At 63.6% G+C, this 12,914-nt stretch carries 10 protein-coding genes; 2 read left to right on the top strand and 8 right to left on the bottom strand.

Features of this window, described 5'->3' with window-relative positions; genetic code table 11:
* The first annotated feature begins 181 nt into the window (after positions 1 to 181).
* Positions 182 to 2,365 (top strand): catalase/peroxidase HPI, encoded by a 2,184-nt coding sequence (gene katG / locus M1D43_RS25125; protein WP_017277072.1) that lies wholly within the window; start codon positions 182 to 184, stop codon positions 2,363 to 2,365.
* A 90-nt stretch (positions 2,366 to 2,455) separates the two neighbouring features.
* Here katG and M1D43_RS25120 read toward each other — a convergent pair whose 3' ends face one another.
* The 8 genes from M1D43_RS25120 to M1D43_RS25085 form a co-directional block, all read right to left on the bottom strand.
* The gene (locus M1D43_RS25120) at positions 2,456 to 3,640 is read right to left on the bottom strand and encodes an MFS transporter (protein WP_026030166.1); all 1,185 of its coding nucleotides are present in this window, start codon (positions 3,638 to 3,640) and stop codon (positions 2,456 to 2,458) included.
* 177 nt (positions 3,641 to 3,817) lie between these two features.
* Positions 3,818 to 4,495 (bottom strand): cupin domain-containing protein, encoded by a 678-nt coding sequence (locus tag M1D43_RS25115; RefSeq protein ID WP_498814655.1) that lies wholly within the window; start codon positions 4,493 to 4,495, stop codon positions 3,818 to 3,820.
* Positions 4,496 to 4,588: 93 nt separating this feature from the next.
* Positions 4,589 to 5,887, bottom strand: coding sequence for an amidohydrolase family protein (locus M1D43_RS25110; protein ID WP_017277070.1), 1,299 nt, complete (start codon positions 5,885 to 5,887; stop codon positions 4,589 to 4,591).
* 21 nt (positions 5,888 to 5,908) lie between these two features.
* Positions 5,909 to 6,853, bottom strand: a complete 945-nt coding sequence (locus M1D43_RS25105) for an ABC transporter permease (protein WP_010968225.1) — start codon at positions 6,851 to 6,853, stop codon at positions 5,909 to 5,911.
* Entirely contained in the window at positions 6,850 to 7,899 is a 1,050-nt protein-coding gene (locus M1D43_RS25100; RefSeq protein ID WP_017264302.1) for an ABC transporter permease, read from the bottom strand. Before M1D43_RS25100 ends, M1D43_RS25105 begins: the two co-directional genes overlap by 4 nt.
* Positions 7,889 to 9,415 carry an ABC transporter ATP-binding protein gene (locus M1D43_RS25095; protein ID WP_017277068.1) on the bottom strand — a complete coding sequence of 509 codons (1,527 nt, stop codon included), beginning with the start codon at positions 9,413 to 9,415 and terminating at the stop codon, positions 7,889 to 7,891. Before M1D43_RS25095 ends, M1D43_RS25100 begins: the two co-directional genes overlap by 11 nt.
* Entirely contained in the window at positions 9,412 to 10,827 is a 1,416-nt protein-coding gene (locus M1D43_RS25090; RefSeq protein WP_027988996.1) for an amidase, read from the bottom strand. Before M1D43_RS25090 ends, M1D43_RS25095 begins: the two co-directional genes overlap by 4 nt.
* Before the next feature lie 11 nt (positions 10,828 to 10,838).
* Positions 10,839 to 11,825 (bottom strand): BMP family protein, encoded by a 987-nt coding sequence (locus M1D43_RS25085; protein ID WP_153444273.1) that lies wholly within the window; start codon positions 11,823 to 11,825, stop codon positions 10,839 to 10,841.
* A gap of 305 nt (positions 11,826 to 12,130) precedes the next feature.
* Between M1D43_RS25085 and M1D43_RS25080 the strand changes: the two genes are divergently transcribed.
* The gene (locus tag M1D43_RS25080; protein ID WP_010968220.1) at positions 12,131 to 12,907 is read left to right on the top strand and encodes a sulfite exporter TauE/SafE family protein; all 777 of its coding nucleotides are present in this window, start codon (positions 12,131 to 12,133) and stop codon (positions 12,905 to 12,907) included.
* Positions 12,908 to 12,914: the final 7 nt, after the last annotated feature.

Raw genomic sequence — 12,914 nt, 5'->3', positions numbered from 1 at the left:
GCCGCCACATGCCCGCCAAATTGCGCGCCTTCATCGGCCCGATCAGGGAACAAGCTGTTTGACCAATAGGGTAAAATTGCGCCAAATCATGGGGAGCATGCGCCGGCCCAATTGATGCAGCTCAATCGACTTAGCGGACAGGCTGCTTTGGACGCGCCCAATCGAGGAAGAGGAGATTATCATGGATCAGAAGAGCGATAGTGCGGGCAAGTGTCCCGTCGCACATACGGCACCAAGAGGCAGATCGAACCGCGACTGGTGGCCGGATCAGTTGGACGTCCAGGTTCTGCACCGGCATTCCGGCCTTTCCGATCCGCTGGGCAATACGTTCAACTACGCCGAGGAGTTCAAGAAGCTCGACCTCGATGCGCTGAAGCGGGACCTGCATGCACTGATGACGGATTCGCAGGACTGGTGGCCGGCCGACTTCGGCCACTATGGCGGGCTCTTCATCCGCATGGCCTGGCACAGCGCTGGCACCTACCGTATCACCGACGGCCGTGGCGGCGCCGGCCAGGGTCAGCAGCGTTTCGCGCCGCTCAATAGCTGGCCGGACAACGCCAATCTCGACAAGGCCCGACGTTTGCTGTGGCCGATCAAACAGAAATACGGCAACAGGATTTCCTGGGCGGATCTATTGATTCTGACCGGCAATGTCGCGCTCGAATCCATGGGCTTCAAGACCTTCGGTTTTGCCGGGGGCCGGGTGGACGTATGGGAACCCGAGGAACTGTTCTGGGGACCGGAAGGCACCTGGCTGGGCGACGAGCGCTACAGCGGCGAACGGCAACTGAGCGAGCCGCTTGCCGCCGTGCAGATGGGTCTCATCTATGTTAACCCGGAAGGCCCGAACGGCAACCCCGACCCGGTTGCTGCCGCGCGCGATATCCGCGAAACCTTTGCACGCATGGCGATGAACGACGAAGAGACCGTGGCGCTGATCGCCGGTGGCCACACCTTCGGCAAAACGCATGGCGCCGGCGATCCGTCGTTCATCGGTGCAGACCCGGAAGGCGGCGCCATAGAGGATCAGGGTCTTGGCTGGAAGAGCACCTTCGGCACTGGCGTCGGCAAGGACGCGATCACGGGCGGGCCGGAAGTGACCTGGTCGCAGACCCCGACCCGTTGGAGCAACCACTTTTTCGAAAACCTGTTCAACCACGAGTGGGAACTGACCAAGAGCCCCGCCGGCGCGTATCAATGGAAGGCGAAGAACGCCGAGGCCACCATCCCGGATGCCTATGATCCCTCCAGGAAGCATGTTCCGACGATGCTGACCACGGACCTGTCGCTTCGTTTCGATCCCGCTTACGAGAAAATCTCGCGCCGCTTCTTCGAAAATCCGGATGAGTTCGCGGACGCCTTCGCCCGCGCCTGGTTCAAGCTGACCCACCGCGACATGGGGCCGAAGGTTCGCTATCTCGGGCCTGAAGTCCCGGCCGAGGACCTGATCTGGCAAGACGTGATCCCGGCTGTCGACCACAGGCTGGTCGACGAGACGGACATAGCCGGCCTCAAGGCGAAGATTATCGCTTCCGGCCTGTCGGTGCAGGAACTTGTCTCGACCGCTTGGGCTTCCGCCTCGACCTTCCGCGGCTCCGACAAGCGCGGCGGCGCCAATGGTGCGCGCATCCGTCTGGCGCCGCAGAAAGACTGGGAGGTCAACCGGCCGGCTCAGCTCGCCAGAGTTCTCTCTGTGCTTGAAGGTATACAGAGGGACTTCAACGCCGCCCAGACCGACGGCAAGAAGATCTCGCTTGCCGACCTGATCGTGCTTGCCGGTGGCGCCGCCGTCGAGAAGGCTGCCAAGGCCGGCGGCCACGACATCACCGTGCCGTTCACACCGGGCCGCATGGATGCCTCGGAGGCACAAACCGACGCCGCATCTTTCGCGGCGCTGGAACCTCGTGCCGACGGTTTCCGCAACTATGTGAGCACCACCCGTCAGCAATTCATGAAGCCGGAAGAGGCTCTGGTGGATAGGGCTCAGCTGCTGACGCTGACCGCACCGGAAATGACCGTTCTCGTCGGCGGCCTGCGGGTGCTGAAGGCGGGCGAGCCCAAGCACGGCGTGTTCACGTCCCGCCCCGAAGCGCTGACGAACGACTTCTTCGTCAACCTGCTCGATATGGGCACGCAGTGGTCACCCATCGAAGGCGAAGAAGGCGTATACGAAGGCCGCGACCGCAGGACGGGCGCTGCCAGGTGGACCGGCACCCGAGTCGACCTGATCTTCGGCTCGCATTCGCAGCTGCGCGCCTTTGCGGAGGTGTACGCCCAATCCGATGCCAGGGAGAAGTTCGTGAAGGACTTCGTTGCGGCCTGGACCAAGGTCATGAATGCCGACCGCTTTGATCTGGTCTGATCGGTAAAAGGCCAGGACGTGGCTCGAGCCCATGTCCTGGCCTTCCCCTGGATGGTCGTTGATAGTGGCAGTCTAACAGGCTGCAGCTTCTTACGCGGTGCTGCCGATCAGCTTCAGACACAGCAAAGCCAGTAGCGCAGCGAGGCTACTCGCCAAGGCTAGCGGCCACCAGCCTACGTTGATGAAAGGCGCGGCGGCGGCCGTACCTCCGGCAGTGATCCCAAGTATAGCCGCAACGACCAATGCGGCGCCGCGTGAATGATCGCCTCTTGAGGCAACTATTGCCTGATGGAAGCCGATTGGTCCCCGGATCCCAAACGCGCCGTTGGCCGTCATCCACAGGGGCACGAGCACGGTCAAACTGCGTCCGCCAAGCGATGTGTAGAGAAGGATCAGGAGGAAGCCAAGAACCAGACTTCCTGTACCAATCATGATCATGCGTTCGATCCCGAATCTTCGGGCAAGTGCATTGGACGCGTTCGACGCCAGAATAAAAAGGGCAATGCCGAAAACTTGAAGGAGAATGAAGTCTCCGATGGTCATGCCCAATGCCCCTGTCATCACTGCGGGGGCGCCGAATACAAAGATGAGAATACTGCCGAGGGAAAGAGCCTGGCTTAAGCCGTGCCGAAGAAAATCGCCATTGCGGATGATCGACATATAGCTTTGATGGACCTCAAGAGCCTCGAGCCGGTCTGGAAGTGATTGACGGTAAGCCCAGCTGCCGACGGCGCAGAGAATTGCAAGTCCGGCCAGCATGAGGAAAGAAGTCTGCCAGCCGCCCACCGTCATAAGATAGGCGCCGGCGATGGGGGCAAGAGCCGGCGTCAAGGACTCGATGGAGCCCAGCCTGCCGAACATGGAAGGCGCTTTGTCCCCAGGGTAAAGCCCGTGAATAAAGCCCGGCGCGAAAACCGCCGGGCCCGAGCCAAACGCGCCTTGCGCGAAACGCAAGATGACGAGCCATTCCAATGTCGGCGCGTAGGCAGACAGAAGAGACGTGACGGCAAACAGGCCCAGCGACCAGACCAACAGCTTGCGGCGAGAGTACCTCGCCCCGAGTTCGCCGAAGGTAAGCAATCCCACGAGCGTGCCACCGGCATAGGCTGCGAGGACCATCTGCGCCAATGCCGCAGTCCCGCCGAGTGCGGTGGGCATGGCCGGAATTGCAGGCAGCACCAAGTCAGTCCCCGCGATTCCGAGGACGGTGCCGAATGAGATCAGCAGGAACATGACGGTTGGCGAAACATTCACGGTCATAGCTGCCCATAACATGCAGACTTCGCTCAACCAATTGCACTTTGCTTATCGGTTTCACCAAAAATCTTGATGGAACACTGCGGGTGCTCGACGAACAGCAACGGCGGCCCGCGCTCTACAGCGCCGCGCGTCTTATCAGACGCGCTAAGAGGGAAACCGTGCAGCGCTTTTCCGTCCGGCCCTGCCTAGCGTTCAGGGTAGCTGCAGTACGTCGGGATGCTGCAGCGGTGCATCCTTGATCCAGATCTCAGCGCCTTCGGGTCCGGTGATCGCTTCGAGCGCCTCTCCTGCGGGCAACCTGCCCCAACTCTGCGGCTCCAGTTGCTCGCCCCCGACTGCGAGGCCGCCGGAGAGGACGAAGAACTCGAGCCCACGGCGATTCTCGACGCTGACGGCTGAACCCGGCAGCCAGTTTTCTACCGACACGCGCTCTTTCCCGTCGTCAAACAGGACCCGCACTGCCTCGACCCCCTCACGCAACGGCGCTGGTTCACCCTCTCCAGGGTGGCGAACGATTTGCGTGCCGTCGCCCTCACGATATTGCCAGAGCCGCACAAAAATCGTGCACCCATTCTTCGAGGCAGGTACATGCGAGGTGCCGGGCGGATTGCGAAAATAGCTGCCCGCAGGATAGTCGCCGTGCTCGTCCTCAAACGTCCCCTCGAGCACGAGGATCTCCTCGCCGCCGCTATGGACGTGGCGTGGGGAGGCGCTGCCCGGCGCATAGCGTACGATCGAAGTTGCGCGCGCAACTTCGCCGCCGACACGGTAGAGCATGCGGCGATCCACCCCTGCGGCGGGGCTCGGAACCCAGTCGAGTTTAGCCGAATGGACGATTACGGGTTTCGTCAGGTCTTCATTGATGCGCATCTGACTGGTCTCCCTTGTCACGACTATATGGAACTTCGCGTCACCGGACCTCATTTTCTCAACAGTTCTGTGGTCCGCTCCAGCGGTTTGGGATCAGCGCTGCAACACCGGGGGAACGTAGTCGCGTCCCATGTCGATCGAGGCAGGACGCCCGGAGAGGAAAAGCTCGCCGACGCGCGGCGCGGTTCTGGCGATAACCTTGCCCGCCTTGATGACGAACAGCCGGTTCGGCTTCAGCCGCAATGCCTCGGTGACATCCGCCGCCTGCAGCACGACGAGATCTGCCTTGCAGCCAATGTCGAGGCCGTAGCCCTCGAGCCCCATGGTCTTTGCCGAATTGACGGTGATCGCGTCGAAGATCTTGCACTTGTCCTCGATGCCGGCCATTTGCGCGACGTGGATCGCCATATGGGCGACCTCCAGCATGTCGCCCGAGCCCATCGAGTACCAGGGGTCCATGACGCAGTCATGCCCGAAGGAGACGTTGAGGTCGGCCGCCATCAGCTCCCGCACCCGCGTCATGCCGCGCCGTTTGGGATAGGTGTCGTGGCGGCCCTGCAGCATGATGTTGATCAGTGGGTTGGGGATCACGTTGATCTCCGCCTCGGCCATCAGCGAGATGAGCTTCGAGACGTAGTAGTTGTCCATCGAGTGCATCGAGGTGAGATGCGAACCAGCCACGCGCCCCTTGAGGCCGAAGCGCACCGTCTCGGCCGCCAGCGTCTCGATGTGGCGCGACATCGGATCGTCGGTTTCATCACAATGCATGTCGACCGGGAGGCCGCGGTCGGCGGCGAGCCGGCACAGCGCCTCGACGGAGCGGGCGCCGTCTTCCATCGTCCGCTCGAAATGAGGAATGCCGCCAACGATGCCGATGCCCATGTCAAGCGCACGCTCGAGGGAGGCGACGCCGCCGGGCGCGCGGAAATATCCGTCCTGCGGAAAGGCGACGAGCTGCAATTCGATATAGGGTGCGACCTGTTCCTTGACCTCGAGCAGCGCTTCTGCCGTCACGAGGCGCGGATCGGACGTGTCCACGTGGCTGCGAATGTAGAGAAGGCCCTGGGTGACGGCGAGGTCGCAATAACGAAGCGCTCGCTCGACGAGGGCTTCCTTCGTCAGCAGCGGCCGCAACTCGCCCCAGAGCGAGATGCCCTCGAGCAGCGTCCCGGAGATGTTCATGCGCGGCAAACCGAGCGACAGCGTCGCATCCATGTGGAAATGCGGATCGCAGAGGGGCGGGCTGACCAGGCGGCCGGCCGCGTCGATCTCCTCGCCGGGGGTCGCAGTTATCGACTTCTCGATGGCGGCGATCTTGCCGCCGGCAAGGCCGATATCAAAGCCCTGCCGGCCGTCCGGCAGGTTCGCATTGCGGATGATCAGGTCGAACATGAGTCAGTCCTCGGGTTTTCTTTAGCGCTCGCCGCGCCGGTATGGTTGCATCAGCGCCTGCGGAACGCGGGCGCGACGGGCCATGAGCGCCAGCGCTGCGATCGACAGCAGATAGGGGATCATCAGGAAGATCTGATAGGGGACGACGCCGCTCAGCCGCGTCTGCAGGCGCAGCTGGAAGCCGTCGAACAGTGCAAACAGGAGCGCTCCGACGAGGGCGCGGCCCGGCCGCCAGGAGGCGAAGACGACGAGCGCTATGCAGATCCAGCCCCGCCCCTGCACCATGGTAGGGAAGAAGCTGTTGAAGGCGGAGAGCGTCAGGAAGGCGCCGCCGATGCCCATCAGCGCGCTCCCGACGATGACGGAACCAAAGCGGATCGCCATCGGGTTGATGCCCTGCGCCTCGGCGGCGTGCGGATTTTCGCCAGTCATGCGGATCGCCAGGCCGAGCGGCGTTCGGAAAAGCACGTAGCCGAGTACCAGCGCCAGCAGGATCGCCACATAGGTCGGCGGCGTCTGTGTGAAGAGCGCCGGGCCTAAAAAGGGGAGGGATGAAAGCGCCGGGACGTCGATCGGCTGAAACGGCTCGATCGTCGGCGGTGTGCCCGCGACCGGTACCAGCAGACGGAAGACGTAGTAGCTGAAGCTCGAGGCGAAAAGCGTCACCCCGAGACCGGACACGTGCTGGGACAACCCGAGCGTCACCGTCAGGCCCGCATGCAAGAGGCCGAAGATCCCGCCAGAGAGGCCCGCGACGAGAATGCCCGTCCACAGGTCGGCGCCGTTATAGACCGCAAGCCAACCGATCATCGCGCCGAAGGTCATGATGCCTTCGATGCCGAGATTCAGGACGCCCGAGCGCTCGCACAGGAGCGCGCCGAGCGTGCCGAGGATCAGCGGCGTAGCGATGCGCAGGACGGCCGCCCAGAGGCCTGCGGAAGCGAAAATGTCGGTGACGGCGTTCATCGGCGAATCCTGTACTGGGTGAAGAAGACACCGGTCAGCATGCTGATCAGCGACAGGGCGACTGTGACATCGGCTATGTAAGAGGGAATACCCATGCTGCGACTCATCCCGTCGGCCCCGACGAACATGACGGCCGTGAACAGGGCGGCAAGCACCACGCCCAGCGGGTGAAGATTGGCGAGCATGGCGACGACGATGCCGGAATAGCCGTAACCCGGCGACAGGTCCGTCGTCACATAGCCCTGCACGCCCATGACTTCGATAGCCCCCGCAAGGCCGGCGAGCCCGCCTGAAATGCAGGCCACCGTCACCAGGGTGCGGCCGAGCGGCACGCCTGCGAACACCGCCCCGGCCGGATTGAGGCCGGCTGCGCGCGACTGCATGCCGAACACCGTGCGCGACTGAACGAGATGGACTGCAACGGCGAGTACGAGCGCGATCATCAGCCCGACATGGAGGCGGGATCGGGCAAAGAGCTTTGGCAGGACCGCTGCGTCGGCGACCGGTTGAGACTGCGGCCATCCGAAGCCCATCGGGTCCTTGAGCGGGCCGTCGATCAGCATGGAGACGAAGAGCACGGCGACGAAATTAAGGAGAAGCGTGGTAACGACCTCGTCGACCGAAAAGCGCAGCCTCAGCCAAAGCGGCACGAGCAGCAGGACGATGCCGGCTGCCGCGCCGGCGACGAGAAGCAGCGGAACCTGGAGGGGCGGGGGGAGGCCGCCGAAAAGGTGCGAACTGGCGGCGGCGACGGCAATCGCTCCGAGATAGAACTGACCCTCGGCGCCGATGTTCCAGAGCCTCGCGCGGAAAGCGACCGCTGCGGCAAGGCCGGTTAGAATGAGCGGGCTTGCGCGGGTTAAGGTCTCGGTCGCCGAAAGCCGCGAGCCGAAGGCCCCGACGAGAATGCGCCAATAGGCCTCCATGACCGGGGCACCGGCGATAGCGATGAGCAGGCCGGCCAGCGCCAGCGCGCAGAGGATTGCAAGCACGGGTGTCGCGATCACCAGTGCGAACGAACGATGTTCGCGTCGCTCAAAACGCATGCGGAACCTCGTGCTCTTCATTCCATTCGCCGGCCATCATCAGGCCGAGTTTCGTAGCGGTGGCGCTGTCGGCGGCGATCGGAGGCGAAAGCCGGCCATTGACGATGGCCTGAATGCGGTCGGCGAGCGCCATGACTTCTTCCAGGTCCTCGGAGATGAGGAGCACCGCGGTTCCCGCGCGCCGCGCTTCGAGCAGTCGCTCGTGCACCGCGGCGACAGCCCCCTCGTCGAGCCCCCGCGCTGGCTGCGCCGCGAGCAGGATGCGCGGTCGGTCGATCAGATTGCGTCCGAGGATGAGTTTCTGCATGTTGCCGCCCGAAAGCAGCCGCGTGCGCGTCGTCGGCCGGCCACCGCGCACGTCGAAGGCATCTATGATCTGGCCGGCGAATGCCTGGCCGGACGGCCGATCGACGAGGCCGTAGCGCGAAAATCGCGGCAGGCGCTCGAGAACGGCGTTTTCCCAAATGGCCATTTCGCCGATCGCACCTTCCTTGTTGCGATCTTCCGGAATGCGGCCGATCCCCGCCCGGACCGCGTCATCAACCGTGAGGTCGCCGATCGGCTCACCGAACAGCAGGAGATCGCCTTTGTCGCGCCTGAGCGTACCCGACAGGAGATGAGACAGCGTTGTCTGGCCGTTGCCGGAAACTCCGATAATACCGAGAACCTCGCCCGCGCGGAGGCTGAAATCGATGGACTTCAGCCGTTCCACGCCGTCGATGCTGACGCTTACATCCGCGACCTTCAGCACCACCTCGCCGGGCGTCGAGGGCTCGCGCACCGGCCTGGCAACCCTGCGGCCGACCATCAGTTCGGCAAGCTCGGCCTTGTTCGTCTCTTTCGCAAGACGCTCGGCCACCTTGCCGCCGCCGCGCAGCACGACGATCCTGTCGGCCGCGGCCATGACCTCGTCCAGCTTGTGCGAAATGAAGATCAGCGAAAGCCCCTCGCGCGCCATGTCCTTCAGTGTCGAGAACAGCCGCTCGGCCTCCAGGTTCGTCAGCACCGCCGTCGGCTCGTCGAGCACCAGGATATGTGCATCGTTGTAGAGCGCTTTCAGGATCTCGACGCGCTGCTGCTCGCCGACCGAGAGGTCGCCGACGCGCGCGTCCGGCTCCACCGTCAGGCCGAACCGCTGGCAAATGCGGTGCAGCTTCCGCCGTGCCGCGCTGGTGCCGGATCGGAGATGCCAGAGGCGTTCCGTCCCGGCCATAACGTTTTCCAGCACCGTCAGGTTGGGGGCGAGCGAGAAATGCTGATGCACCATACCTATGCCGGCGCGGATCGCCGCGCGTGGCTTGCCCGGAGGCAGTTCCCGTCCCTCGACCAGTACCTTGCCGCTGTCCGGCACATAATGGCCGAACAGGATGCTCATCAGCGTGGTCTTGCCGGCGCCGTTTTCGCCGAGGAGGGCGACGATCTCGCCCTTTCCGAGGCTCAGCGAGATGTCGTCATTGGCGAGATTGTCGCCGAAGCGCTTGCTGACGCTGCAAATGTTGAGAATGGCTTCGCTCATTCCGGAATTCCCGCGACCGCGAAACGGTGCTGCCAGCGGCCCTCTCTTTCCAGGCGTGCCGCAAGCTCGATGAGGAGGCGGTCGCCGCCCATGGGCGCCAGGATCTGCACCGGCAGCGGCAATCCGGCGTCATCCGCGCCGAAGGGGAGCGTGAGGGCCGGAAAGCCGGTCGCATTGGCGAGTGTGGCGAGTGGCGCAAATGCAGTCATGCGGCGAATCTGAAGGTCGATATCGTCGTGGTCGAAAGGAAAGGATCCGATCGGAAGGGGTGCCGAAGCAAGCATGGGCGTCAGAATACAGTCTACCCGGTCGAAAAGCGACCAGACCGCGTGGCTCGCATGGACGGCGTCGCCGAGCGTCGCCCAGAGCGCGGTCGCCTGGAGTTGCGATCCATGGTTGATAAAAGCCTGCGTCAGCCGTTCCGAGCGCCCGGCATCGAGACCGGCGGAAACGACGAAATTGGCAAGGTTGACGGCAATGATGTCGCGCAGAGCCCGGCCGCTCGTCGCAACGCTTGCGGCAAATGCATCCCAATACATCGGAACGACGCTGTGGCCGTCCGCCTCCAGTGCGCGCGCGGCCTCTTCGACAGCCTCGCTGCGCGCCGGTTCGGTCGGGTATTGGTCGCCGGTCTCGACAAGAAGACCGACACGTAAGGGGCCGGGCGGGGAGGGGGCGAACCACGGATCGGCAAACGGTCCCCTTGCGCGTCCGGCTGCCGCGTTGAAGATCACCGCAAGGTCGCGGACGGAGCGGCACAGCGCCAGTTCACTGGCAATGCCGCCGAGATGATTGCCGAAGGATGGTCCAGCCGCGATCGCACCCCGGCTCGCCTTGAGGCCGAAGAGACCGCAACATGCCGCGGGGACGCGCATCGACCCGCCCGCATCCGTCGCATGGGCGATCGCCACTATGCCGGCGGCAACGGCAGCCGCCGCCCCGCCGGAGGAGCCGCCGGGCGTCCGGCCGGCATCGAGGGGGTTGCGGCAGATGGGGCCGGCCGCCGGTTCGCTTGCGAGCGAGAGGCCCATTTCCGGCACGGTGGTCAGTCCGAAGAAGCAAAGGCCTGTTCCGCGGAGCCGCTCTGCCAGATCGCTGTCTTCCGCGACGGCGGCACGGCGCTCGAGCATGTTCGATCCGGCCGCAACTGGAAGGCCGGCAAAGGGGCCGCCCAGATCCTTGGCAAGGCTCGGGACGCCGAGGAATGGTGGAATCCGCCCGCCGCCCGGCAGGTGGCGCAGGCGGGCGTCCGCATTTTCTGCGGCCGTTCGTCCGAGCGTTGGGTCGACGTGGACGATTGCGCCTGTTTCTGCCAATTGGCAGGCCGCCGCCAGGGATGCTTCCATCGCTTCGGAAGCGGTGAGGCGGCCCATTTGGATCGCCTGACCGAGGGAAGTTGCATCACCTGCCATAGACAAGCCGGTTACTTAGGCTCGTCAGTGATGCGCGGAACCTCGAAGGCGCCGGACTTGATCTCGGCGCGCTTGGCTTCCATGGCCGCTTCGGCATCCGCCGGGGCGACGCCCTTGACATAGGCAACGTCGCTGCCGCCTTCCTTGAGCAGGCCGAAGGCTGTGTAGTCCTTGCCGACCGGCTTGCCGGCGGACACGTCGGCGATTGCGGCATTGAGGATCGGACGGAAGCCCCAGAGCGCGTTGGCGAAGACCGTGTCGGGATAGCGCGGCGTGTAGTCGATCAGCGAACCCACGGATTTGAGCCCGCGTTCCTTCGCGGCGTCGGCGGTGCCGATGCGCTCGCCGAAGAGGATATCGGCACGGGCGTCGATCTGGGCGAGGCCCGCTTCGCGCGCCTTCGGCGGGTCGAAAAAGGTACCGATGAAGGTGACGAGGTGCTTGGCGTCGGGATTGACGGCCTTCACGCCCGCAGCGAAGGCATTGATCAGCATGTTGACTTCCGGAATCGGCATGGCGCCGACGGAGCCGACGACGTTCGACTTCGTCATCTTGCCGGCGAGCATGCCGGCGAGATAGGCGCCGTCGTGGTTCCAAGTGCCGAAAACGCCGAAGTTGTCGCCCGATTCCTTGCCGCTCGAGCCGAGAACGAAGGCGGTCTCCGGATAGTCGGCGGCGACTTCGCGGGCCTGCTTTTCAACGGCATAGGCTTCGCCGATGATGAGCTTTGCACCCTGCTCGGCATATTCGCGCATTGCGCGGGGATAATCCGTGCCCGAAATGCCTTCGGAGAAGACATACTCGATCACGCCTTCGGCGGCCGCATCCTGCAGCGCCTTGTGCAGGACCGAGTTCCAGGCGTTCTCGACCGGGGAGGCGTGGACACCAGCAACCTTGATCGGCGCGCTGGCGCGCACGGCGGGCGCCAAGGCGCTCACGCCAAGCACCAAGCCCGACGCAAGCACATCGCGCCGGCTCATCATCAAATCTCTTGTCATGGATGGTGTTCCCCTTTTTACCGATTGGTAGAATCTTTATTTTGTACAAAGTTTTGTCAAGCAGCGCGGATGAGTAGAAAAGCGGCAACGGAACACATGCTGAGTTATCTCGCAGAAGTTTCATGTCTGCCGCGTGAGCGCGACAGGCGTCGTATTGCCTTCGCGGAACAAGCCCGACGTGCGTTCGTTTTCCAGCTTGCGAAGGAGCAATAAGACAGAAGCGCCCAAGGAAGCCTCCGTGTGCCAAGGCACATGTGAGGCTTCCTTGTGCGGGGGCGGTCGAGCCCCCTAACCCGGAGCTGTCCATGGAAGATTTCATCCTGTTCGCATTGGTCGGCTTTCTCGCGCAGGTGATCGATGGCGCTCTCGGCATGGCCTACGGCGTCATCTGCTCCACGGTGCTTCTTGCCTTCGGCGTGCCGCCGGCCCAGGCGTCGGCGTCAGTCCATGCGGCGGAATTGTTCACCACTGCCGCTTCCGGATCGGCCCATCTCTATCACCGCAACATCGATTGGAAGCTGTTCTGGCGCCTCATTCCCTTTGGCATCGCCGGTGGAATGCTGGGTGCCTTCGTAGTGACCTCGTTTGACGGCGATCAGGTCAAGCCTTTCGTCACGGCCTATCTTGCAGTGATTGGAGCCTGGCTGCTTTACCGCTCCTTTCATCGCATTCCCACAAACCCGGTCAAGCTCAGGATCGTGGCACCGCTCGGCGCAACCGCGGGGTTCCTGGATGCCGCTGGTGGCGGCGGATGGGGCCCCGTCGCGACCACCGGTCTGCTCGGCGCCGGTGGACAGCCGCGCTTCGTCATCGGGACGGTCAATGCGAGCGAGTTTCTGATCGCACTTTCAGTGTCTCTGAGCTTCCTGGCCACGGTTCTAACCGGTCACTGGGAACAGGCTGGCGATTTCCGCGATCATCTTACATCCATTGGCGGGCTGATTACGGGGGGCGTGGTGGCGGCGCCTTTTGCAGGGTGGGTGGTCAAGGCACTGAAGGAGAAAACTCTCCTGCGGCTCGTCGGATCTTTGATTACGCTTTTGGCCGGCTATCAGACGCTCGAACTTACCGGGTTTCTCTGAACACCGG

The organism is Ensifer sp. R1-3, from assembly GCF_056739175.1.
Note: the sequence above shows the minus strand (reverse complement) of the source record. Positions and strands in the feature narration are given on the sequence as shown.